This window comes from Stenotrophomonas sp. YJH_SMC_73, from assembly GCF_059370155.1.
On the sequence record NZ_JCAFTJ010000003.1, the window covers coordinates 201,192 to 224,921 of the forward strand.

Below are 23,730 nucleotides of genomic sequence, written 5' to 3' on the forward strand. Positions count from 1 at the left end.
AAGAGGGAGCCGGCCAGCGGCCGGCGCTACCCTTCGCTGGGCTGCCCCAGCGCACACCCTCACACCGCCTCCCGCCCTACCGGTTCGATACTCGCGCGGTCCGCCCTTCCGAGGATGCTGCAATGGCTGCCGTGCTCGCCCGTACCTGCCTGTCCGCGTTGTGCTGCCTGGCCCTGCCCGCCCTGGCCCAGGACGCCTCGTTCGGCTTCGGCGAACAGACCACCCACACCGACCAGACCACGCAATCCAGCAGCACCCAGACCCAGAGCAGTGGCGCGGTGACCACCCAGACCACCACCAGCGGCAGCTCGCAGTCCGGGTCACGCAGCGAAAGCAAAGAGATCGACGTGGGCTTCGGTTTCCACGACGACAACGACGACTGGGGCCGCGACCGCCACCGTGGCGGCCGCGATGTGCGCGACAGCGATCTGTTCGGCAGCTGGACGCTGGGCCAGGAGAACGGCAACACCTGCTCCATCGAGCTGAAGAACATCGAGTGGTTCGGCGGCTACAGTGCCTACGTGCCCGCCGGCTGCCCGGATGGCTTCTTCTCGGCCAACCGTTGGGTACTGTCGGGCAACCAGCTGCTGCTCACCGACACCAGCAACACCGTGTTCGGGCGCTTCCGCGCGTCAGGCGGTGGGCGCTGGACGGGCTACCGTGAATCGGATGGGGCGCGTTTGTACCTCAATCCCAAGGGGCACTGATCGCGCCGTGCACGCAATGGGCACGCGCTGATCGGGAAGATCAGGCGTCCGCCCCGCCCCGCCGCCGAAATGTCCGCTCCCACCGGTTCCCGTCTGGTCATCTATGCCGCCCTCGCGGGCAACCTGGCCATTGCCATCGCAAAGTTCATCGCTGCCGGCATCTCCGGCAGCTCGGCCATGCTCAGCGAGGGCGTGCATTCGCTGGTCGACACATTGAATGAACTCCTGCTGTTGTACGGGCTGCGCCGTGCCGGCAAGGCGCCAGACCCGGTACATCCATTCGGCTATGGCCGCGAGCTGTACTTCTGGAGCTTCATCGTCGCCCTGCTGGTGTTCGCCGCTGGCGCCGGCGTCTCGGCGTACGAGGGCATCCAGCACATCCGCCGGCCGGAGCCGGCTACCAACCACGCGTTGAGCTACAGCGTGCTGGGCATTTCCATCCTGTTCGAGGGGGCCTCCTGGTGGGTGGCGCTGCGCGAGTTCCGGCGTACCAAAGGCAAACTTGGCTACTTCGAAGCCTTCCGCCGCAGCAAGGATCCTTCCACCTTCACCGTACTGCTGGAAGACAGCGCTGCGTTGCTCGGGCTGGGCTTCGCGTTGGTCGGCCTGGTGGCCGCGCAGGTGCTGGATATGCCGGTGCTTGATGGTGTGGCGTCGCTGTGCATCGCCGGCGTGCTGGCCGCAACCGCCTTCCTCCTGGCCCGTGAAACCAAGGGCTTGCTGGTTGGAGAGCCTGCCCACCCTGCGGTGGCCGAGCGGATCATGGCGGTGGCCGAAACCGATCCGGACCTGCGTCGCGCGAACGGCGTGACCACCATGCAGATGGGACCGGAACAGGTCGTGGCCATGCTCAGCGCCGAGTTCGAGGACGATCGGAAGACCCCACAGATTGAAGCCTGCATCACCCGCATCGAAACGGCGGTAAAGCGCGAGTATCCGGAGCTGGTGGCACTGTTCATCAAGCCGCAGACGCCCGAGGTCTACGCCGCCCGGCGCGCCACGCTGGCGGCACCGCCCGCGCCGGAATGACGCTGCGTCTGCGCCCGTTTCACCAGTCCAATGCCACAGTGCCACCAACATCTGCCCGAGCCTGCCTCTACCGTGCCGGATTGGTTGCCCGCCTCTCTTCAGATCCTCCCGCGCAGCTTCTACCGGCGCCCGCCCGTCGAGGTTGCGCCCGAGCTGCTCAACAAACTTCTGGTCCGTGACGATGGCCGAACGGGTCGCATCGTTGAAGTCGAAGCGTACGCAGGCAGCGTCGATCCGGCGGCGCACTCCTATCGCGGGCAGACGCCGCGCACGGCCAGCATGTTCGGTGAGGCCGGCCACCTGTATGTCTATTTCACCTACGGCATGCACTGGGGCAGCAACGTGGTCTGCGGAGAGGTCGGTGAAGGCGTGGCGGTGCTGCTGCGGGCCGTCGAGCCGCTGGCGGGCCTTGAGCGCATGCACGAGTTGCGCCCCGCCGCGCGCCGGGATAACGATCTGGCCAGCGGCCCCGGCAAGCTCTCGCAGGCATTCGGGCTGGACCGCAGTTTCGACGGCGCCGACTTGGTGACTGGCAGCCATGGCATCGTGATCGCAAGCGATGGGACCCCGCCTCCGTCCGACCCGGTAATTGGTCCACGCATCGGCATCACCCGCGCGGTCGATTTCCCTTGGCGCTGGCACATCCGTGACAATCGTCACGTATCGATTCAGCCACGGCGTACTCCCGCCCCTGCGAGGAAACGATGATGACCCCGCTCGACAAACCACTGCGACGCGAACTGGACATCGATGGCCGGCCCTATACCCTCACCGTGGACCCCAAAGGCCTCAAGCTGGTCGAAAAGGGGCGACGCAAGGGCATCACGCTACGCTGGCAGGACCTGGTATCCGGCGATGCCGCACTGGCCACCGCCCTGCAGGCATCGCTCCAGCAACACTGAGCGGGCGCGGCCGCCTCACATCGGCATCACTCCGCCATGGCGATACATAACGCCGTGCGCACTAGCGTAGCGCCAGCCAGCCGCCGCAACCGCCCTCGCCACCCAGCCCTGAAAAGCGCCATGGACGAAGCCGAACGTCTGCTCGAAATCGAACGACTGCACCTGCTGGATACGCCCCCTGAGCCGGTGTTCGATGCCATCGTCGCCGCCGCCCGCGCCGCGACCGGCATGACCATGGGGCTGATCACCGTGGTGGCCGAAGACCGGCAGTGGTTCAAGGCCAATATCGGGCTGGAGGGCGTCACCGAAACGGCCCGCGAGATCTCCTTCTGCACGCATGCGATCCGCCACGACGAGCTGTTCGAGATACCCGACGCGCGCCAGGACCCTCGCTTCTCGACCAATCCCCTGGTGACCGCCGGGCCGCGCATCCGGCATTACGCCGGCATCCCGCTGGGCTCGGCCCATGGTGCACGCATTGGCACGCTGTGCCTGCTCGACCCGATGCCCGGCGTGCTGTCCCCCTCCCAGCGCGAACTGATGGTGCATCTGGCGCGGGTCACCACCCAGGTGCTGGAACAGCGCAGTACCCTGATGGCGCAGGTTGGCCAGGCGAAAGCGCTGCATCGCGAGCTGAAACGCAGCGAAGACTTCCTGGAGCGGACCAACCGCGCCGCCCGGGTGGGCGGCTGGGAGATGGACCTGGTCACCAACGAAGTGCGCTGGACCCGCGAGACCAAGCAGCTGCACGGCGTGCGCAGCAACTTTGAACCGACGCTCGACACCGCGCTGTCGTTCTATCGCGAAGACAGCCGCAACATCATCCGCGCGGCAGTGCAGCGTTGCATCGACGAAGGCACGTCCTGGGAGGTGCAGCTGCCAATGACCACCGCCGACGGGCGCGCGATCTGGACCCGGGTGGTCGGCAGCCGGCAACAGGTCGACGGCCATCCACGCCTGGTCGGGGCGATCCAGGACATCACGGACGAGCGAGCCGCGCTCGACGCGCTGGAAGCGAGCGAGACCCGCTACCGGCGACTGTTCCACTACAGCCTGGGCCTGATCTGCACCCACACGCTGGACGGGACATTGACCTCGGTGAATCCCGCGGCGGTGCAGTCGCTGGGCTTCGAGGAAAGCCAGATGGTCGGGCGCAGCCTGTGCGACCTGATGCCACCGGAAAAACGCGAGGGCTTCAAGGCCTACCTCGCTCGGATCCAGGCAAACCACACCGACGCTGGCGTGATCGAGCTGATTGCCGCCGACGGTACGCGCCACTACTGGGCGTACCACAACGTGCTCGACAACGAGGCCAGCCCGCCCTACGTGCTGGGGCATGCACAGGACGTCACCGCGCTGAGGATGCAGGAGCAGCAGCTGCGCGAAATGTCCTTCAAGGATCCGCTCACGCAGTGCTACAACCGGCGTTACCTGCACCGCCTGGATGAACTGATTGATGAGCGCTGGGCCTGCGTGATGTTCGATCTGGACCACTTCAAGCACATCAACGACACCCAGGGCCACCGCCGCGGCGATGCCGTCCTGGTCGAGTTCGCCACCTTCCTGCGCTCGCCGCTGGGCAAGGAGGAGACGGTGGTGCGGCTGGGCGGCGACGAATTCATGGTGGTACTGGTCGCGCCCGCGGATGGCCGGTTGAGCGAACTGGAGCACTGGTACCAGGACCACGCTGCGCTGTCGCCCAGCGCTTTCTCGATGGGTGCAGCCATCAACACAGCCGGTGAGCCCGTGGCCGACACCATCCAGAAGGCCGACAGCCGCCTCTACCGGACCCGCGCGCGCGTGCGCCGCGAGCGGCGCGAAGGCCCTGCCGCGCGTTGATCACGCCGCCCGCACCGTCACCCACGTCGGCGCGTGGTCGCTGGCCTTCTCCTGCAGACGCACCCAACGGTCGACGCCAGCGTCCTTCAGTCGCTCCGCCAGTACGGGATTCAACAGCAGATGATCGATGCGCAGCCCACGGTCGCGCTCGGCATGTTGGCGGAAATAGTCCCAGAAGGTGTAGATCGTGGCGTCGCCGTGCACCTTCCGCAGCGCATCGGTCCAGCCCTGCGCGAGCAGCCGCTCGAAGGCATCGCGAACCTCGGGCTGGAACAGCGCGTCGCGGCGCCAGGCCTTGGGGTCGTAGACGTCGGCTTCGGTGGGAATCACGTTGAAATCACCCAGCAGCAGCGCCGGGTGCGGCAGTTCGACCAGGCTGCGCGCATGCCGGATCAGGCGCTCCATCCAGCGCAGCTTGTAGTCGAACCTGGGCCCGGGCTGCGGGTTGCCGTTGGGCAGGTAGAGGGCACCCACGATGACCCCGTGCACCGCCGCCTCCAGGTAGCGGCTCTGCGTGTCGCTGGGCTCGCCGGGCAATCGGCGGCGGCTCTCGACCGGCGTGGTCCCGCGAGCCAGCAACGCCACGCCGTTCCAGCGCGCCTCACCTTGCCAGAGCGCACCGTACCCAGCCTCCTCCAATGACGCAGCCGGAAACGCGGCGTCGGTCGCCTTCAGTTCCTGCAGGGCAACCACGTCCGGCGATTCCCTGTGCAGCCAGTCCAGCAGCTGTGGCAGGCGCGTGCCGATGCCGTTGACGTTGAACGTGGCAATACGAAGCGTCTTGCGTCGGGCCATGCAGGAAGCCTCCTCGGTGCCGGGAATGAGCATTCACTCTGCGCGCCCGGGCATGCACGGGCCGTGGATGCCACGTCATGATGCGGTGCCATTCGTTTCACGAACCGCTGCCACGCGCGACAGCAGGCTGGTCACCCGTGAACAGTGCCGGAGAAGCCCATGGCGGTGCGTCCGCTGCGCGCCATCTACCAGATCGACCCCTACCTGTTCCGCGACAGCGACGGCCGCGGCTGGGGCACGCTGGATGGCATCACGGAAAAGCTGGACTACCTGCAGTGGCTTGGCATCAGCCATGTCTGGCTGCTGCCGTTGTACTCCAACGCCGGCCGCGATGGCGGCTACGATGTCACCGATCACTACCGTATCGATCCACGCCTGGGCGACCAGGCCGCGTTCCAGCGCCTGGTCGATGCCGCCGACGCACGTGGCATCGGCATCATCGTCGAACTGGTGATGCAGCACACCGCCAGCGCGCACCCGTGGTTCGTCGCCGCGCAGCAGGGTGACCCGGCCTGGCGCCGCTGGTACCTGTGGAGCGACCACATGCCTGACGACGGCCTGCAGCCGATGTTCCCGCCGATCGAGGCCTCTGTCTGGACCTGGGATGCCGAGGCCGGCGCGTTCAACCGGCACATGTTCTACCGGCACGAGCCAGACCTCGACCTGGCCCATGCGCCGGTACGCGAGGAACTGCTGCAGGTAATGACGTTCTGGCTGCAGCGCGGCGTGGCCGGCTTCCGCGTCGACGCGGTCCCGTACATGGTCGAGCGCGCCCGCCACGCGGACCCGCGCGACGACGGGCTGTGGCTGCTGGAGGCGATGCGCGCCACGGCAGACGCGCAGCAACCAGGGCTGCCACTGATCGGCGAAGCGGATGTCCGCGCGTCCCACTACGGTGACTTCCTGTGCCACGGGCGGCGGCTTTCGCACCTGCTGGATTTCCACCTCAACAATCATTTCTTCCTCGCACTGGCACGCGGCGATGCCAGTGAAGTGGCCCGGGTCATGGCCGAATACGGCCCGCACGCGCCGCCGGACACACGCATTGCCTGGCTGCGCAACAATGATGAACTGGACCTGGAGCAGCTGGAGCCGGATGAGCGCGAAGCGGTGATGGAACGCTTCGCTCCTGAGCGTGGCATGCGCATCTATGGCCGTGGCATCCGCCGCCGGCTGGCACCGATGCTGGACGGCGACATCGCATGGCAGGCGATGGCCTGGGCGGCGCTGCTGTCGCTGGGCCAGGTGCCGGTGGTGCGCTATGGCGAAGAGATCGGCCTCGGTGATTGCCTGGAGCTGCCCGAACGCAATGCCGTGCGCATGCCGATGCACTGGCATGACGGCCCAGGGGCTGGGTTCACCGACCAACCGCGGCATGCCTGGCGCGCGCCACCGGCGGACGGCCCCTACGGTTACCGCACGGTGAATGTCGAGGCGCAACGCGCGACGCCGGGCTCACTGCTCCTGCGGGTGCGCGAGCTGCTGCAGCAACGCAATGCCCATCCCGTGCTGCAGCAGGGGCCACACACGCTCGACCCACCCTCACCCGCGCTGCTGATGCTCCGCTTCGGTGAGGCACCCCATCAGGCACTGGCACTGATCAACTTCGGCGACAACCCGGTTGAGGTGGACGTACCCCTGCACGGCCCGCTGCACACGCTGGTGGGCCACGGCGCCAAACTGCAGGGTCGCCGCTGCTACCTGCAGGGCCATGGCTATACGTGGCTGGCTGCCGAGGGTGCCTGAGTGCGCAGCGCAGGCAGTACGTGTTCGGCGAAGTCGTCGATGAAGCGTTCCTGCTCGCGGTTCACGTTGTGCAGGTAGATGCGATCGAACCCCAGGGACTGCAGCTCCTGCAGCCAGGCCCGATGCTGGCCCAGGTCTGCCGAGACATGCACGTGCTCGCGCACCACCTCGGCGCTGACCGATCGGGCCTGTGCTTCGAACTGTTCGGGCTGGTCCAGGCCTTCGGCCAGTTCCGGCGGCAGCACGTTGGCGCTCCACTGCTCCATCGCGCCTTCCAGCGCCGCCTGTTCGGCGCGCGCGTAGGAGAGCTTGGCCTGCAGGTACATCGGCTTGCCCCTGCCGCCGCCGTCCTCGAACGCCGCCACCACACGCCGCAACTGCGCCAGTGGCTGGCTGATGGTGATCAGGCCATCGGCCCAGCCCCCCATCCAGCGTGCGGTTTCCTCGGTGACGGCCGCCCCCAGCAGCGGCAGGGGAAGCGCCGGGCGACTGTAGAGCCGTGCCTGGCGCACCCGGAAGCCACCGTCGTGGTCGACCTGCTCGCCGCCCCACAGCCGCCGCATCACCTCGGCCGCATCGCGTAATGCCTTCTGCCGCTCGCGCTTGGCTGGCCACGGCTGGCCGGTGACGCGCTCGTTCAGGGCCTCGCCGGTACCCAGCGCCAGCCAGATCCGGCCCGGCGCCAACTGCTCCAGCGTCGCCGCTGCCTGTGCCACCAATGCCGGGTGCTGGCGCAGCATCGGGCAGGTCACCATGCCCAGGGTCAATGCGCTCTGCACCGCCAGCGCGCCGGCCCATACCCAGCTGTGGCCGGACTGCCCTTGCGCGGTCGTCCACGGGTGGAAATGGTCCGAGCACATCAAAGCCTCGAATCCCGCCTGTTCGGCGCGCAGCGCCAGGCCCAGCAAGGTGGCGGGCGGGAACTGCTCATGCGATGCGTGGTAGCCGATGGTCATCACGGATTCCGTGCGGGGACTGGACACGATGGCAACACCCCTCCAGCTAAAACGGCGTCATGGAAACGAACACTTCCTGCATCGGGCATCGACGCTGGGCTATCGCCGAAGGCTACATTCCAGCCTGGAGCAACGGCCCGTCGCCGGAGATGCAGAGTCACGAAACCTGCTGCGTCCTCAATGCGGGCAACGAGGACGCGCATGTCACGCTGACCCTCTACTTCGAGGACCGCGATCCTGTCGGTCCCTACCGGATCACCGTGCCAGCACGACGCACCTGCCACCTGCGCTTCAACGACCTGCAGGATCCGGCGCCGGTACCACGCGGCACCGGCTTCGCCACCCTCATCGAATCCGACCAGCCGATCATCGTGCAGCACACGCGGCTGGATTCACGTCAGCCGGCCAACAGCATCATGACCACGATCGCCCATCCGTTGTGAAGCACCGTGCGCAGTCGTCCACGCTGCCACGACACCGCGCCCTCCGGCCGTTTACCCGCTCCGAGCGAGACTGCCGCTAGGTTCCCTTTCGGAGAGTGACGATGGCCCTGCCCGACTACCCACGTCCGCCCTTCCCGGCGCAGCAGCAATCCTTCCCCGGCAAGACCGCGCAGATGCAGCCGCGGCCGGACCACGGCGAGGACAGCTACCGCGGCCATGGCCTGCTGCAGGGCAAGAAGGCACTGATCACCGGCGGTGACAGCGGCATCGGCGCAGCGGTGGCCATCGCTTTCGCGCGCGAGGGTGCCGACGTCGCCATCGCCTTTCTTGATGGCGAGCAGGACGACGCCCGCCATGTGCAGCAGCAGATCGAACAGGCCGGGCGCAAGGCCGTGCTGGTGCCCTGTGACATCAGCGACCCGGCGCAGGCGCGCTCGCTCGTCGACCGCGTGGCCAGCGAGCTGGACGGTCTCGACATCCTGGTCAACAACGCGGCCTACCAGCGCTACTACGAGCACTTCGACGACATCACCCTGGATGACTGGAAGCGGACGTTCGATACCAATGTCCATGCCGTGTTCAATCTGACGCGGTTGTGCGTGCCACACCTGCGCGGTGGCGGCGCGATCATCAACACCGCATCGGTCAATTCGAAGCGACCGACCCCGAACATCCTTCCGTACTCTGCGACCAAGGGCGCCGTCGCCAACCTGACGCTGGGGCTGGCGGGCCTGCTGGCCGAGCACCAGATACGCGTCAACGCCGTGCTGCCCGGCCCGATCTGGACACCGTTCATTCCGGCAGGCATGGCCGCCGAAGAGGTCGAGCAATTCGGCTCGCAGACGCCGTTCGGCCGCCCCGGGCAGCCCGCGGAACTGGCCTCGGCCTACGTGATGCTGGCTTCGGACAGCGCCAGTTATACCTCCGGTGCCTTGCTGACCATTTCCGGCGGCGCGGCAACGCTGTGACCGCCCATGGCCGGACTGCCTGCCTGGATCGCGGATTGGCTGCTGGTGGTGGTACCGGTGGCCGAGGTGCTGGTCATTCTCGGGGTGGCCTGGCTGATGGTGCGTGCACTGGCGTGGCTGCTCGTGCAGGCCCGGCAGCGCGGCAGGCTGGCTCCAGAGCTTCATGTGGGCCTGCGCCGCGGCGGTGCATTGCTGCTGTATCTGGCGGCCGCGCTGCTGATACTGGAGCGGCTGGGCGTTTCGCGCTCGGTGCTGTGGACCGCGCTGACCGGGTTCATGGCGGTCGGTGCGGTGGCGTTCTTTGCCGCGTGGAGCGTGTTGTCCAACCTGTTCTGTTCGTTCCTGATCGTGGCTACGCGCCCTTTCCGCATCAACGACACGATCGAAGTGCTGGAAAGCGTGGACAAGCCGGGCCTGTGCGGCCAGGTGGTGGACATCAACCTGATCTACACCACGCTGAGTGACCGTGGCGAAGGCGCGCGCGGTTGCCTGCTGCGCGTGCCGAACTCGTTGTTCTTCCAGCGCATCACCCGGCACTGGGGTGACAGCGGCTATTCGCAGCTGCCGGGCAGCCTGCCGATAAAGGGCAAGGTGCGCTGAGTCGCTGTAGAGCCGAGCCCATGCTCGGCTCGCTGCGCGCAGCGCAGGGTGCGTCGCGGCCGAACGGAGCGCAGCCGAGCGTGGGCTCGGCTCAAGGTGCCACAGCGGGCGACCCTACTCCGCTGCCAATGCCTGGATCGGGTCCAGCCGTGCGGCGTTGCGTGCCGGGAAGTAGCCGAAACCGAGCCCGATCGCAGACGAACATGCCAGCGCGGCGAGCACCGGCCCTGGCGTGAACAGGAAGGGCACCCCCAGCGACAGCAGGCTGGCCAGCGCACCCACGGCGAAGGCCAGCAGTACGCCCAGCACGCCACCGGACAGGCAGATCAGCACCGCCTCGATCAGGAACTGGCGCAGGATGTCGCCCTGCCGGGCCCCCACTGCCAGCCGCACACCGATTTCGCGCACGCGCTCCTTCACCGACACCAGCATGATGTTCATCACGCCCACGCCACCGACCACCAGCGCCACCGCCGCAATCGCCGAGACCAGCGCCGCCATGGTCTGGCTGGATTTCATCACCGCCTTGCGGATCTGGTCCGAGTTGTAGATGAAGAAATCGCGACGACCATGCAGGCGCTCCAGCTCGGCGCCCAGCGAGGCCTCGGCGGCATTGGTGGGTACGTTGTCGCGTACGCGCACGGTGATGCTCTCCAGGCGCTGGCTGCCCAGCAGCCGGGAGGCAGCCGACGTATAGGGAACGTAGACGGTTGGCGTGGCCCCACCGGCGAATGCATTGGCACCCACCACGCCGATCACCTCGACCGGCATGCCGCCCAGCAGCACCGTGCTGCCGATAGGGTTGCCAGCGAACAGTGCCTTCGCTGCCTTCTGGTCGACCACGCCCACTGCCCGATGCGCCTCCACCTCGGCATCGGTGAAAAACCGGCCGGCCCTCAGGCGCAGCCCGCGCACGCGCGGCAGATCGGCACCGGCGCCCAGTACCTGCGTATTGGCTCGTCGGCCGCCCTGCAGTGCTGCTACCGAACCGCTGAGGTTGGGGCTGACACTGTCCACGTAACTCAGGGCGGCCAGGTGATCGGCATCGCCTACCACCAGCGTCTCGATCTCCGCCGAGCGCGGGTCACCGAAATCGGCGCCCGGGAAGATCTCCAGCGTGCTGGCGCCCAGCGCGTTTATCTGCGCCTCGACCTGCGCCTGCGCGCCTTTGCCCAGCGCAACCACGGTCACCACCGCGGCCACGCCGATGATGATGCCGAGCATGGTCAGCAGGGTGCGCAGGCGATGGGCCAGCATCGAACGCACTGCCATGCGCGTCGCCTCGCGCACGGCATCGATGCGGGCGCGCCGCTCGGTAGCCGCCGTGGATGTGCGCGCCGGTGCGTCCGAACGCTGCCGCACCGAAGGGCCTCGCTCCTGGCGATCCGCCACCACACGCCCATCGGCGATCTCGATCACCCGTGACGCGTGGGCAGCAATCGCCGCATCATGGGTGACCAGGATCACGGTATGGCCCTGCGCATGCAGGCGCTCGAGCTCGGCCATCACCTGCCTGCCACTGGCATGATCCAGCGCGCCGGTCGGCTCATCGGCCAGCACGATCGCGCCGCCGTTCATCAGCGAGCGTGCGATGGAGACGCGCTGCTGCTGGCCGCCGGACAACTGGCTGGGCCGGTTCGCGGTCCGCTCGCCCAGGCCGAGCGTTTCCAGCAGCAGGCGGGCACGCGTGGTGCGCGCATCGGCCTCCACCCCGGCATAGACGGCGGGCAAGGCCACGTTCTCGGTGGCACTGAGGTTCTCCATCAGGTTGTAGCGCTGGAAGATGAAGCCGAAGTGCTCGCGGCGCAGGCGCGCCAGCTGGTCAGGCGACATCTGCTCGGTCGCAGCCCCCTCCACGCGGTAGCTGCCTTCGGTCGGCCGATCCAGGCAGCCCAGGATGTTCATCAGCGTGGACTTGCCCGAACCCGAGGGGCCGATGATGGCGATGAACTCGCCGGCATCGATGCGCAACGAGACCTCCTTCAGCACCACCACCTCGCCGGCGGCCGAGCGATAGGCGCGCGATACGCCCTTCAATTCCAGCAGTGCGTCGGCCATGCTCACATCCCCAGCAGGCTGGTGGGTTCGGCATCGCCACCGCTGGCCGCCTGGCCGACCACCACGTTCTCGCCCGCTTCCAGGCCAGAGAGGATCTGCACGGCGGTGGCGGTGCGCAGGCCGGTAGTCACAGCGCGCTCGTGGACGCGGCCTTTCGCATCGACTACCCGCACGGTTGCGCCGTTGCCGTTCTTGTCGTCGGACTCGCCCAGGGCGGTCAGCGGCACCTGCAGTGCATTGGCCACGCGTGCCAGCTGGATCGTCACTTTCACCGTCATTGAAGGCTTCAGCATCAAGCCCGGATTGGCCACGTCGAACAGCCCCGCGTAGTACACCGCTTTCGGCGTCTGCGCCGATCCGCCGCTGTTGCCGCTGGACGCGTCGGCAATCGACGACGGCGCTGGCTCAAGCTGCTGCAGGTGCGATTCATAGCGGCGCCCGCTCGGCCCCAGCGTCGAGAACCACAACGGTTGGCCGGGTGCGATCAGTTCCACGTCAGCCTCGGCGATCTCGGCACGCACCGTCATCGTGTCCATCTGTGCCAGCATCACGATGGTCGGCGTGGTCTGCATCGAGTTCAGCGTCTGTCCCGCCTTGGTGACGATGGCCACGATGTAGCCCTCGGACGGCGACACGATACGGGTGTAGCCCAGGTTGATGCGGGCGGTTTCCACCTGGGTCACCGCCTGGTCGATCTGCGCCTGCAACGCAGCGGCATCCGCGCGCGCCGCATCGCGCGCCACACGTGCCGCTTCGAAGCCTTCCTGCGAGACCAGCCGCGACGCCACCAGCTGCGATTGGCGATCGTACGTGCGAAGGGCCTGGCGGTAGCGCGCCTGGCTGGCCGCATGTTGCGCACGCAGCGCGTTGGCGGCGGCTTCGGCACTGCGCAGGGCAATGCGCTGCGGTTGTGAATCCACTTCGGCAATCAGGTCGCCGGCCTGCACGTGCTGGCCCAGCACCACATGCAGGCGCGTGACCTGCCCGGAGACCTGCGCGCCCACGGCCACCAGTTCTTTCGGATTGACCCGGCCGACCGCCTGCACGGTCTTTTCCAGACCGGCGACCCTTGCCGGTGCGGTGATCAACGCGGCATCCTCGCCATCGGCAAACGCCCACCAGCAACCGCCGCCGGCAAGAACGGCCAGCGTTGCGGCAATGATCCAGGTCCTGCGGTTGTTCATCGAAGCTTCCGGGGGTGCGTGCAGTCGCCCGGTGCGACCGCCAGGGCCGCAGTCTGGAAGCCCCAGGTGGATGTTTCTTGGAGCGGCTGTGGAGATTGAATGGAGACGCGACCGCCGTTCAGGCACCGCGTCGGCGGCTGAATCCATGGCGCGGCTCCACGCAATCTCGACACAATCTCGACCGAGTCTCCATCAACGGTCGCTAGCCTCGTCGGCCTCGCCGACTGCCAGCCTGCCGTGCCCCTTTCCTACCCGGACCTGCCAACCATCGATGTGCGCCGTGCCTACCTGGCGTGGTGTGCGCCTTCGCCGTGGTTGATCGCACTGGTGCTGGCATCGACCAGCACATGGATGTGGGTCGCACCGTATCCGCGACTGCCGTTGCTGGCCGGCTTCGGGGCCGCCGCCCTGCTGGGGTTCCGCAGTGATGGGCCCGGACGCACCCGCCGCCCCGGGTCGCTCGCATCGCTGGCCTTGATCGGCCTGGCATTCTGGTCGGCAACACCTCCGGCCGCCAACGTCAACCTGCATCTGCTGCTTGCGCCCGCCACCGCCGTGGTCGCCGCCCTGCTGGCAGTGCGCCTGCGCGCCATCGTGGGCATGGCCTCGCGGCTGCAGGCCCGGGTGAACGCCACCCCCATGGCCTCGCGCTGGAACGCGCTGCCTGCCGCGGTGTCTACCCTGACGCTGCAGCAGCTGCGCGGCGCGGGTTCGGTGGACCCCAGCCTGCAGCGCACGCTGGTGCTGGCCACGCTGGCCTGGGCGGCCAACGAAGAGGCGCAGGCCAGGGAACGCCGACGATGACCCTGCCCCTGATCCGGCCCCTGCCCGCCCTGGCCTCGAACCCGCCATACGCCATGAAATACGAACCCCGTAACCGACAGCCCCCCTTGGTGCTGATTGCCGAAGATGAGAGCGAGATCGCCGACATCCTCGGTGCCTACCTGGCCCGTTCGGGCCTGCGCAGCGCACGCGCCGCCGACGGCGAGGCGGCGCTTGCCAGCCACCGCCAGCTGCGCCCGGACCTGGTGCTGCTGGATGTGCAGATGCCCAAGCTGGATGGCTGGCAGGTGCTGAGCGAACTGCGGCGTCGCGGCAACACGCCGGTGATCATGCTCACCGCGCTCGACCAGGACGTGGACAAGCTGACCGGCCTGCGCGTGGGCGCTGACGACTACGTGGCCAAACCATTCAATCCCGCTGAGATCGTTGCACGCATCCAGGCCGTGCTGCGCCGCAGTGCCCGCAGCGTGGCCGAAGAACCCACCGGGCTGATCCGCCAGGGCCCGTTCGAGATCGACCTGCGCAGCCACGAAGTGACGGTCCGCAACGGCGAACAGGTGCACGCACTGAACTTCACCCTCACCGAATTCCGGCTGTTGGTGCACATGGCGCGCGCGCCGCGCCAGGTGCATGCGCGGGTAGACCTGCTGCACGCCTGCCTGCCCGAGGGCGATGCGCAGGAGCGCACCGTCGACAGCCATGTCAGCAAGCTGCGGCGCAAGATCGAGGATGTCGGCGTGATCGGCATTCCCGCCACCATCCGTGGCGTCGGCTACCGCTTCCTGGACTGAATGATGACTGCGAAAGGCAAGAGCATCGGCCGCCAGATCAGCCTGTCGATCACCGTGGCCTCGCTGTGTTCGACGGTGCTGTCGATCAGCGGCTTCTACCTGTTCTACTACCTGCTGGAGGTGTTCTATCCGCGCTGGTATGACGAGCCGAAGTCCATGATGCCCTCCGGGCTGGAGTGGCTGTGGATCGGCCTGACCGCCACCGTGGTGGTGGCGTTGGCCACCCTGATCGCGTCTCGCCTGACCCGGCGCATCATCACCCCGTTGAATTCGGTGGCCGCAAGCCTGCGTCGCGTGGCCAGCGGTGACCTGGAGGCGCGCGCGCGCGGCGGCGACACCTCGATGGCCGAGGCCGCCACGCTGGTCAACGACTTCAATTCCATGGCCGAGCGGCTCAGCCGGATGTCCGAGAACCGCGTGTTCTGGAACGCGGCCATCGCACACGAACTGCGCACGCCGATGACCATCCTGCGTGGCCGCCTGCAAGGCATCGCCGAAGGTGTATTCGAGCCGGGCCCCGAGCAGTTCAACAGCATGCTCACCCAGCTGGAGGGACTGACCCGCATCATCGAGGACCTGCGCGTGGTCAGCCTGGCCGAGAGTGGCCACCTGGATCTGCGCCTGCAACGCAGCGACGTCAGCGTGCAGGTGGCGGCGGTGGTGGAGGCGATGTCCGAGGCGCTGACCGAAAGTGGCTTCTCGGTGAGCCTGGACGCGCGGCCGTCGCTGGCGGACTGCGATCCGGCCCGCATCCGCCAGGCGGTGCTGGCATTGCTGGAGAACGCCCGTCGCCATGCCATCCCCTGCCCGCTGCGGGTGCGCGTCACCCTCGCTGAGGGGCACTGCGCGGTGGCCGTGGAAGATGGTGGCCCCGGCGTGCCGGACGACCTGCGCGACAGCATTTTCGAAGCCTTCCAGCGCACCGATGTGTCGCGCTCACGGCAGAGTGGGGGCTCAGGTCTCGGCCTGGCGGTCGTGCGTGCGATTGCCGTGGCACATCACGGAACGGCGCAGTGCCGAGCTACCGAGCGTGGCGGCAGTTCGTTCGAGATCCGCTGGCCGGTGCACGTGCGCCGTTGAGGCGGTAGACGCTGCCCTGGTAGCGGCCCACCTTGGTGGGCACCACGCGCGTGGCTGAACGCCGCCGATTTCTCCACGCAATCTCCATCATCCCTCCATGCCCGCTCCAAAGGGCTGCAGATACTGGGCGCGACCCGGCAGATGGCAGGCATCCGTCCCCTGCCCTGTCCCCGAACCCCCCAGGCATCCCATGGAACTCCCCCACGATCCGGCGGCCGCCGCCGGCAGCATCGGCCAGCAGAATGCGGCCGCCACGCTCAAGGCCATCCTGCGCACCTACCCCTGGCAGCTGACCGGCACGTTCTCGCTGGTGGCGCTGGAGAACACCCTGCTGCTGGCCTATCCGTTGTTCGCCGGCTTCGCGGTAGACGCGATCATCAGCGGCAACATCGGCCATGCCATCTCCTATGCCGGCGTGGTACTGCTGTTCTGGCTGGTGGGTGCCGCCCGTCGGGCGGTGGATACGCGCACCTTCACCCGCATCTATGCCGATCTGGCAGTGAGCGTGGTGCAGGCGCAGCGCCGGTTGGGCCAGGCGACGTCCACTTCGGCGGCACGCGTGGTGCTGGCCCGCGAGTTCGTCGACTTCTTTGAAAAGCACGTGCCGATCATCGCCACCGCGCTGGCATCGATGTTCGGTGCAGTGGCCATGCTGCTGGCGATCGAGCCGATGGTCGGTGCCGCTGGCCTGGCCACCCTGCTCGGCGCCCTGCTGGTGCTGCCCTCGTTCGCACGCCGCAACGAGCAGTTGCACGGCCGACTGAACAACCGCCTGGAACACGAAATCCGGCTGGTCGACCGGGTCAGCCCCTCGGTGCTGCGCCGCCACTACACCACGCTGTCGCGCCTGCGCATCCTGCTGTCCGACCGCGAAGCCGGCGCCTATGTGGTGATCGGCCTGGCTGCCGCGGCATTGTTCGCGCTGACCATCAGTCGCCTTGCCACCAGTGAAGGCGTTACACCGGGCCACGTCTACGCGGTGATGACCTACCTGTGGACCTTCGTCGGCAGCCTGGACGATGCGCCGTCAATGGTGGATCAGCTTGCGCGGCTGAAGGATATCGGCCGCCGCGTCAGCCCCGGCATGGACGATGCGGACCACAAGGGCGCCGCTTGACCGGTCGCTGCCCACCTTGGTGGGCACCGACGAGAGCAGCGCCAACCAAGGTTGGCGGCTACCAGGCCTGAGCAGTGTTGCCCTGGTAGCTGCCCACCCTGGTGGGCACCGACGGAAGCCAGCGCCAAGCAAGGTTGGCGGCTACCAGGCCTGAGCGGTGTTGCTCTGGTAGCTGCCCACCTTGGCGCGCACCGACGGGAGCCAGCGCCAACCAAGGTTGGCGGCTACCGGGCCTGAGCGGAGTTGCTCTGGTAGCTGCCCACCTTGGTGGGCACCGACGGAAGCCAGCGCCAACCAAGGTTGGCGGCTACCGGGCCTGAGCGGTGTTGCTCTGGTAGCTGCCCACCCTGGTGGGCACCGATGGAAGCCAGCGCCAACCAAGGTTGGCGGCTACCGGGCCTGAGCGGTGTTGCTCTGGTAGCTGCCCACCTTGGTGGGCACCGATGGAAGCCAGCGCCAACCAAGGTTGACGGCTACCAGGCCTGAGCGGTGTTGCTCTGGTAGCTGCCCACCTTGGTGGGCACCGATGGAAGCCAGCGCCAATCAAGGTTGGCGGCTACCAGGCCTGAGCAGTGTTGCTCTGGTAGCTGCCCACCTTGGTGGGCACCGATGGAAGCCAGCGCCAACCACGGTTGGCGGCTACCAGGCCTGAGCGGTGTTGCTCTGGTAGTCGCCCACCTTGGTGGGCACCGATGGAAGCCAGCGCCAACCAAGGTGGGCGGCTACCGGGCCTGAGCAGCCTTGCTCTGGTAGCTGCCCACCTTGGTGGGCACCGATGGAAGCCAGCGCCAACCAAGGTTGGCGGCTACCGGGATCGATAGATACCCATGCGCCGCTTGGCGCTACAGGAACTCCGCCATACGCTGCAGCTCGTCGTCCAGCGCGCCACGAAATACCTTGTCGCGGGCCAGCGACTTGCCGGCATAGCCCACGCTCGACACCAACTCACCCTCTCGCACGCTCAAGTTGGCCCAGCCCACCACCTGCTCATGCCACAACACCGGCAGTGCGTAGTAGCCGTACTGGCGTTTCGGTGCAGGCGTGTACGCCTCGAACTTGTAGACCCAATCCCACAGCAGCTCGAAGCGGCGGCGGTCCCACACCACCGGGTCGAACGGCGCCAGCAGGCGCACCTGCTCATCCGGTGCATGGCGGCGCGAGCGCGGATTCTCGTCCGCCGGCCAGTACCAGGTGGTGCCCTCCAGCGTGCAGCTGGCCAGTTGTTGCTTGGCCAGCGCCAATGCCTTGCGGCTCTGCTCGGCCAGGTGCGGCGCGCCATAGCCCAGCAGGCGCACCAGATAGGTCAGGCTGGCCGAGGGCAGCGGCGCGTACTTGCGCACCACCAGGTCGATCAGGGCGGCGGCACGTTCGATCTGCGCCTGTTCGCTGGAATCGGGCTCGGCATGATCGGCCACCGCGTAGATGCGCGTGCCGCTGTCGCGCCGTTGCACCCGCAGCATCCCGCGGTAGTGCATGCCATCCAGCAGATGCGTGCTGGCGTTGCTGGTGCCGCCCCAGTAGTTGGTCACCCGCCCATGCGCAAAGGCCTGGTCGACCTCGCGCGGGTGCACGCTGCCACGCTCGCGCACAAAGGCCAGCACGTCGGCCGCACGGCGATGGGTCTCGGCATCCCACTCGCGCTTGGAAACCCGTGGGTGCATCAGCGCCAGATGCTCGCGCGGCAGGAAGCCGTAGTTCACCAGGCAATCCTCTTCCACCGGCAGACGCGTGTAGCGGCGCTCAAGATCGCCCGCGCGGTAGTCCTTCACCCGGTGGCGCAGGGTCAGGTCCTGCGCGCGAGCGGGTGCGCGGATCGGGTCGGCCTGCACGAAGCCCAACCGCCGGATCGCGGTCAGCAGCGTGGTCGGCTTGAACAAGGTGCGCGCCACCGCGTAGCGGCGAAGGTCATCGAGAGTGGGCGTGGCAGGCATGGCCGCATTGTATTCTCGACACTACGCGATCCGTCCAGTAGAGCCAGGCCACGCCTGGCTGGCGTCATGGTGAACGGCCGCGATCATCCACGCACGGCGTGCATCTACCGAAGCCGCGATACCTCCAGCGAACCGATCACCAGGGCCCGCATGCCCTGCTTGAACTCGGTGATCACCTGCCCTTCTTCGTCATCCGCAATCGCGTAGATGGTGTCGGCGCCGGCGATGCAGTAGAACGCGATCGTGGCCAGCAGCCAGCGCGCCTTGTCCACCGGCAGGCCGAACACCTCGGCCACGTGCGCCTGGTGCGAGGCGATCTTTTCCAGCATCGGCGCGGTCGCCACCGTGCGCCGCAGCAGGTAGGGCGGTAGCCCGGGATGCGCCTTCACCACTTCGCACAGCGACTCCACGAACCCCATCAGATAGGCCTCCAGCCCACCCGGTGCGTCGACCGACGCGCGCGGAATCTGCCAGCGCTGGAACACCGCCTCCGCCACCAGGCGCTTCAACGCCTCCAGGTTGGCCACGCGCTTGTACAGCGCTGCCTGGGTCACCGCCAGTTCGGCGGCCACGTTGGCCATGGTCAGGTTGGGCAGGCCCAGGCGGATGCCGATGTCGGCCAGACGCTCCGGGGTGATGGTGGGCGGGCGGCCACGGGTCGGCGCCGTTGGATCGGGGTGCGTGCTCATACGGTGCCTGCTCTTACGGTGCGCGTCCATACCCTGCTGAGGGTGCCAGCAAAGCGACCCTCTTGTCCGCTTCGACTGATTTAGTTTACTTTACTCAACTAATTCGGAATGCGTCCGCCGCGCACCCGTAACCGAGCCCATGGCTCACCTCCCGCCAGGTCCCCACCCAGCCAACAACCCTGCGCTGCGCCCTTTCCCCGTGCTTGCCGTCGGCAGCGCGCCAGGCGCGCTCGCGCCTGCGATTCACAGGACTCTGGCATGACCGTTTTCAACTTCACTTCTGCACAGCATCGCGCTGCCGCCGCATCCTCCGGCCTGATGTATTCGCCGGGCATGGTCCGGCGCTACCGGGTGTCCGCCCTCGCGCTGGGGCTGCTGGCCTCGTTCGCCGCGCTGGCCGACGCCGCGCCGTCCACCCTTCCGTCGGTACAGGTGCAGGAACAACGCCGGGTCACTGCAGACTATGCGGGCGGGCAAGTGGCTGCCGGCAGCCGCGTCGGCCTGCTCGGCGACAAGGATTTCATGGACACGCCGTTCAATACGATCAGCTACACCGAGTCCTTCATCCGCGATCGCCAGGCCAAGGACCTGACCGACGTCATTGCCGCCACCGACCCCACGGTGTTCAGCAACGGCGTCACCGGTGCCTGGAGCGAGAACTACGCGATCCGCGGCTTTGCCTCCAACACCAGCGACACCACGTTCAATGGCCTCAGCGGCATGGCGCCCTACTACCGCACCTCGCCGGAAATGTTCGAGCGCATCGAGGTGCTGAAGGGACCGTCTGCGCTGCTCAACGGCATGCCGCCGGGCGGCTCGGTCGGTGGCAGCGTCAACCTGGTGCCCAAGCGCGCAAGCGAGCAACCGCTGCTGCGGGTCAGTGCCAACTTCGCCTCCGATGCGCAGTTCGGCACTCACGTGGATATGGGCCGTCGCCTCGGCGCCGACAGGCAGTTCGGCATCCGCTTCAACGGTGCCTACCGTGATGGTGACGGCGCCGTCGGCAAGCAGCGCAAGAAGGTACAGCTCGGTTCGCTGGCACTGGACTGGCGCGGCGAACGTATGCGGCTGTCGGCCGATCTGTACAGCGCCGACGACCGCGTTGACGGCCCGGCGCGTGGCGTCGGCCTGGCACCGGGCGTGGCCATTCCGCGCCCGCCACGCGGCGATACGCTGATCAACCCGGATTGGGCCTACGTGGACAGCCAGGACAAGGGCGCGATGGTGCGCGGAGAACTGGATGTCAACGATAGCGTGATGGCCTACCTCGCGTACGGCACCAGCAGGACCGACTACCGCTACAACGGTTCGATCAGCGCGCAGATCCTCAATCCAGCCGGCAACTTCACCACGGTGATCGGCCAGCTCGCCTTCGACATCAGGAAGCAGTCCGCAGATGCCGGCCTGCGCGGTTCCTTCCACACCGGCAACGTCGGCCACCAGTGGGCCGCCAACGTGACCCACTACCAGCACACCCAGAACGACTACGGCCGGCGCAGCGTACCCGGCTGGGACTGGACCACCAATGTGTACAACCCAGTGTGGGGCCCGGCGGCGCCGTTCATCGCGCCGCACATCTCGCATACCGAGCTGACGCTGGACAGCCTCGGCTTCGCCGACACCCTCGCCTTCGCCGATGACCGCGTGCAGCTGACGCTGGGCGTGCGCCGCCAGCAGGTGGTCAGCGAGACCTTCAACGTGTCCACGGGTGCACGCACCTCGCGCTACGACGAGAGCGCCACCACGCCGGCAGCGGCCCTGCTGGTGAAAGCCACCGACACGATCTCCCTCTACACCAACTACATCGAAGGCCTCAGCCAGGGCGCCACCGCGCCGATGACCGCCGCCAATGCCGGCGATGTGTTCGCACCGTTCCGCACCAGGCAGAAGGAGCTGGGCCTGAAGCTGGACCTGGGCAGCTTCGCGCACACCTTCAGCGTGTACGAGATCAAGCGACCGAACAGCTACACCGACCCGGTCACGAATATCTTCTCGTTTGGCGGCGAGCAACGTAACCGCGGCGTGGAATGGGGCTTCTTCGGCGCACCGCTGGATGGCGTGCGCCTGCTCGGCGGCGTGGCCTACGTACAGCCGAAGCTGACCCGCACGGCCGGTGGCGTGAATGAAGGACGCATCGCCACCGCCGTGGCGCAGCGGCAGGCCAAGCTGGGCGTGGAATGGGATGTGCCGACCTTGCAGGGCCTGACCCTGACCGGCAATGCCACGGCGATGTCGAGGCAGTACATCAGTGCCGACAATAGCCTGTCGGTGCCGGGGCGTACGTTGTTCGACGTGGGGGCGCGCTACAGCACCACCGTGGCGGGTCGATCGCTTGCGCTGCGGGCCAGCGTGAACAACGTGACCAACAAGTCGTATTGGGGCATGCCGTTGTTGTCGAGCCTGGCGCTGGGTGCACCGAGGACGGTGCTGGTGTCGGCAACGATGGATTTCTAAGCTGGCGTGGAACCCCTGTAGAGCCGAGCCATGCTCGGCTCCGTTTCGTCCGCTGAGCCGAGCATAGGCTCGGCTCTACAGGACGTCGGGCAATCCGCGAACGGCATCCACGCATGGCGTGGATCTACGTGTCATTCCGGATGCAGGCGATAGATGGCGTGGCTGGTCAACGCCAATGCCGCCAGCTTCAGCCCTTCCATTACGCGATCGCCCACGTACTGTTCCGGGCCGCCATTCTGGCGGGCGCGTTCGGCCGCCAGCAGGATCTCCTGCACGATACGCAGCCCGGCCAGTGCACCGTCGGCGTCGGCCAACGCCAGGCACCGGCCCGGCAGCTGATGGCGCTCGGGCCAGGGCTGGCCGTCGGCAGCCGCGCCCAACCCGATGCGATGCAGCAGGGCCGTCAGGTTGTTGGGATCGGGCGGGATGTCGTGGCCTTCATCGGCATTGGCCGGGGCGTGCTGATGGGGGAACTCCGATGCGTTCATGGCAGGTCTCCGTGCAAGGCATGCGGGACCACCAACCTTAACAATCAAGGCGGCGGACGGTGCGTGGCTGGAAATCCCGTGAGTCAGTGCTATACCCGGGCGGTGGGCTTGCGCCCACCTCCACGCACCGCCCGCCATGGAACGCGAACGGAATGCCAGCCGACGCCGCGCAAGGCGACGCCGGCTGGCAAGCGTAAAACAGCACTTACTCAACGGGGTTTCCAGGCCCCGGCCACCCTTTTTCGGTGGCACCCCATCATGTGCACAACGGGGTGGCAGGCGCCAACAACCCAAGTGCCAAGACAGCAACGTTCACGCAGTGGCAGCATTGTCGCATATCGACAATCGAGCCGAAGATTCAACAACTTGCGCCACGCCAACGGCGGCGTTCCCCACCCGCATCGGCACCACGCGTTCCTTGACCGCATCCGGCTTTCAAGACGCGCGACACGCCAGTTCCGACATTACACAAGCAGATGGGCAATCAACGCCAGCACCGCCAGATGCCCCACGTAGTAGCCGTAGAACAGCCAGCGCCAGCGCGGCAGCTGCCACGGCACCCGCGCGGCCAGCAGCACCACCGGAACGGCCAGCACCGCCCAGCCGTTGTGGTTGGCCCAGCACACCGCCGCAAGCGCGACCAGCAGCGGCCACCACGCCCGATGCCGGAACGCGATCCAAGCCAGCAGCACGGCGCCAACGCCGGCCCACTGGTAGTCCACGAACATCGGCAGCACGCCGGCAGCCAGCAACAGCAGCACAGGCCGATTGTTCGCAAGCGCATGCACGGCCACCACCGCCAGGGTGAAGGCGAGCAGGATGTTGAGCGGCAGCCAGGAACCGAACGCAAGTGCGTGCAACGGCTGCGCGATCAGCCCCCATAGCGCGAGCCGGCGCATCGATTTGCGCAGGTCGGCGCCCGGCTGGGCCAGGTTGCAAGCCATCACCAGCGCGAACAGCGGGAAGGCGATACGCCCCAGTTCGCTGACCACCGGCACGTAGCCCCCGAAGACCACCTTGGCCACGTGGTCGCCGGTCATGGCCAGCAGCGCGATCCACTTCAACAGCTCGCGCGCGCCGCTGCCGAGGCTGAGGTTGAACGTGGACGTCCCGGTCGTGGTCGCTTGCATCGCGGAAGCTTATGCGCATCGGCCAGCGCATTTCCAGCGC

The 23,730-nt window shown here is 67.4% G+C and carries 22 protein-coding genes; 14 read left to right on the forward strand and 8 right to left on the reverse strand.

The genetic code is table 11. The features are described 5' to 3' along the window. Window positions 1-122: 122 nt before the first annotated feature. The 5 genes from AC5P8R_RS06245 to AC5P8R_RS06265 all read left to right on the forward strand — a co-directional run bounded on the left by AC5P8R_RS06245 (window position 123) and on the right by AC5P8R_RS06265 (window position 4,477). On the forward strand, window positions 123-707 hold the full coding sequence (locus tag AC5P8R_RS06245) for an AprI/Inh family metalloprotease inhibitor (RefSeq protein ID WP_049439612.1): 585 nt from the start codon (window positions 123-125) through the stop codon (window positions 705-707). Between the two features lie 69 nt (window positions 708-776). Then, a complete protein-coding gene (locus AC5P8R_RS06250; RefSeq protein WP_495223108.1) occupies window positions 777-1,736 on the forward strand; it encodes a cation diffusion facilitator family transporter in 960 nt (319 codons plus the stop codon). Between the two features lie 72 nt (window positions 1,737-1,808). Further along, a complete protein-coding gene (locus AC5P8R_RS06255; protein ID WP_197574955.1) occupies window positions 1,809-2,444 on the forward strand; it encodes a DNA-3-methyladenine glycosylase in 636 nt (211 codons plus the stop codon). Continuing rightward, a complete protein-coding gene (locus AC5P8R_RS06260) occupies window positions 2,444-2,638 on the forward strand; it encodes a hypothetical protein (RefSeq protein ID WP_164109342.1) in 195 nt (64 codons plus the stop codon). The genes AC5P8R_RS06255 and AC5P8R_RS06260 overlap by 1 nt, the downstream gene beginning before the upstream one ends. A gap of 120 nt (window positions 2,639-2,758) precedes the next feature. Next, window positions 2,759-4,477: a sensor domain-containing diguanylate cyclase gene (locus AC5P8R_RS06265; RefSeq protein WP_495223109.1), complete on the forward strand. Its 1,719-nt coding sequence runs from the start codon at window positions 2,759-2,761 to the stop codon at window positions 4,475-4,477. Here AC5P8R_RS06265 and xth read toward each other — a convergent pair whose 3' ends face one another. Next, complete coding sequence (gene xth, locus AC5P8R_RS06270) at window positions 4,478-5,272, reverse strand: exodeoxyribonuclease III (RefSeq protein WP_014647270.1); 795 nt, start codon at window positions 5,270-5,272, stop codon at window positions 4,478-4,480. Between the two features lie 159 nt (window positions 5,273-5,431). Between xth and AC5P8R_RS06275 the strand changes: the two genes are divergently transcribed. Further along, the gene (locus AC5P8R_RS06275; protein ID WP_495223110.1) at window positions 5,432-7,018 is read left to right on the forward strand and encodes an alpha-amylase family glycosyl hydrolase; all 1,587 of its coding nucleotides are present in this window, start codon (window positions 5,432-5,434) and stop codon (window positions 7,016-7,018) included. On the opposite strand, the gene AC5P8R_RS06280 is transcribed toward AC5P8R_RS06275, so the two are convergent. Continuing rightward, the gene (locus AC5P8R_RS06280; RefSeq protein ID WP_197621309.1) at window positions 6,988-7,974 is read right to left on the reverse strand and encodes a TIGR03885 family FMN-dependent LLM class oxidoreductase; all 987 of its coding nucleotides are present in this window, start codon (window positions 7,972-7,974) and stop codon (window positions 6,988-6,990) included. The two genes, AC5P8R_RS06275 and AC5P8R_RS06280, sit on opposite strands and share 31 nt — an antisense overlap. Window positions 7,975-8,033: 59 nt before the next feature. Here AC5P8R_RS06280 and AC5P8R_RS06285 point away from each other — a divergent pair, with 59 nt between their 5' ends. From AC5P8R_RS06285 to AC5P8R_RS06295, 3 genes are all read left to right on the forward strand, one after another. Beyond that, window positions 8,034-8,417, forward strand: coding sequence for a sensory rhodopsin transducer (locus AC5P8R_RS06285; protein ID WP_014647273.1), 384 nt, complete (start codon window positions 8,034-8,036; stop codon window positions 8,415-8,417). Window positions 8,418-8,518: 101 nt separating this feature from the next. Beyond that, window positions 8,519-9,385, forward strand: coding sequence for a glucose 1-dehydrogenase (locus AC5P8R_RS06290; RefSeq protein WP_012480369.1), 867 nt, complete (start codon window positions 8,519-8,521; stop codon window positions 9,383-9,385). Between the two features lie 6 nt (window positions 9,386-9,391). Beyond that, complete coding sequence (locus tag AC5P8R_RS06295; protein WP_014647275.1) at window positions 9,392-9,985, forward strand: mechanosensitive ion channel domain-containing protein; 594 nt, start codon at window positions 9,392-9,394, stop codon at window positions 9,983-9,985. Window positions 9,986-10,099: 114 nt separating this feature from the next. Here the strand turns inward: AC5P8R_RS06295 and AC5P8R_RS06300 are convergent, their stop codons facing one another. Continuing rightward, window positions 10,100-12,043 carry a MacB family efflux pump subunit gene (locus AC5P8R_RS06300; protein WP_197621308.1) on the reverse strand — a complete coding sequence of 648 codons (1,944 nt, stop codon included), beginning with the start codon at window positions 12,041-12,043 and terminating at the stop codon, window positions 10,100-10,102. A gap of 2 nt (window positions 12,044-12,045) precedes the next feature. Beyond that, window positions 12,046-13,227, reverse strand: a complete 1,182-nt coding sequence (locus tag AC5P8R_RS06305) for an efflux RND transporter periplasmic adaptor subunit (RefSeq protein ID WP_495223112.1) — start codon at window positions 13,225-13,227, stop codon at window positions 12,046-12,048. A 237-nt stretch (window positions 13,228-13,464) separates the two neighbouring features. On the opposite strand from AC5P8R_RS06305, the gene AC5P8R_RS06310 reads away from it, so the two are divergent. The 4 genes from AC5P8R_RS06310 to AC5P8R_RS06325 all read left to right on the forward strand — a co-directional run bounded on the left by AC5P8R_RS06310 (window position 13,465) and on the right by AC5P8R_RS06325 (window position 16,998). Beyond that, entirely contained in the window at window positions 13,465-14,031 is a 567-nt protein-coding gene (locus tag AC5P8R_RS06310; RefSeq protein WP_495223114.1) for a hypothetical protein, read from the forward strand. Between the two features lie 53 nt (window positions 14,032-14,084). Next, window positions 14,085-14,801 (forward strand): response regulator, encoded by a 717-nt coding sequence (locus AC5P8R_RS06315; protein WP_164077690.1) that lies wholly within the window; start codon window positions 14,085-14,087, stop codon window positions 14,799-14,801. A 3-nt stretch (window positions 14,802-14,804) separates the two neighbouring features. After that, window positions 14,805-15,881: an ATP-binding protein gene (locus tag AC5P8R_RS06320; RefSeq protein ID WP_049406889.1), complete on the forward strand. Its 1,077-nt coding sequence runs from the start codon at window positions 14,805-14,807 to the stop codon at window positions 15,879-15,881. Window positions 15,882-16,071: 190 nt separating this feature from the next. After that, window positions 16,072-16,998, forward strand: coding sequence for an ABC transporter six-transmembrane domain-containing protein (locus tag AC5P8R_RS06325; RefSeq protein WP_495223115.1), 927 nt, complete (start codon window positions 16,072-16,074; stop codon window positions 16,996-16,998). Between the two features lie 842 nt (window positions 16,999-17,840). On the opposite strand, the gene AC5P8R_RS06330 is transcribed toward AC5P8R_RS06325, so the two are convergent. Further along, window positions 17,841-18,929: a DNA glycosylase AlkZ-like family protein gene (locus tag AC5P8R_RS06330; RefSeq protein WP_262087713.1), complete on the reverse strand. Its 1,089-nt coding sequence runs from the start codon at window positions 18,927-18,929 to the stop codon at window positions 17,841-17,843. Between the two features lie 104 nt (window positions 18,930-19,033). Continuing rightward, window positions 19,034-19,618 (reverse strand): TetR/AcrR family transcriptional regulator, encoded by a 585-nt coding sequence (locus AC5P8R_RS06335; RefSeq protein ID WP_014647283.1) that lies wholly within the window; start codon window positions 19,616-19,618, stop codon window positions 19,034-19,036. Between the two features lie 258 nt (window positions 19,619-19,876). On the opposite strand from AC5P8R_RS06335, the gene AC5P8R_RS06340 reads away from it, so the two are divergent. Beyond that, window positions 19,877-22,072: a TonB-dependent receptor gene (locus AC5P8R_RS06340; protein ID WP_495223116.1), complete on the forward strand. Its 2,196-nt coding sequence runs from the start codon at window positions 19,877-19,879 to the stop codon at window positions 22,070-22,072. Between the two features lie 131 nt (window positions 22,073-22,203). On the opposite strand, the gene AC5P8R_RS06345 is transcribed toward AC5P8R_RS06340, so the two are convergent. Both AC5P8R_RS06345 and AC5P8R_RS06350 read right to left on the reverse strand, forming a co-directional pair. After that, window positions 22,204-22,560, reverse strand: a complete 357-nt coding sequence (locus tag AC5P8R_RS06345) for a hypothetical protein (protein WP_014647285.1) — start codon at window positions 22,558-22,560, stop codon at window positions 22,204-22,206. Between the two features lie 464 nt (window positions 22,561-23,024). Then, window positions 23,025-23,690 carry a TraX family protein gene (locus tag AC5P8R_RS06350; protein WP_014647286.1) on the reverse strand — a complete coding sequence of 222 codons (666 nt, stop codon included), beginning with the start codon at window positions 23,688-23,690 and terminating at the stop codon, window positions 23,025-23,027. Window positions 23,691-23,730 lie beyond the last annotated feature (40 nt).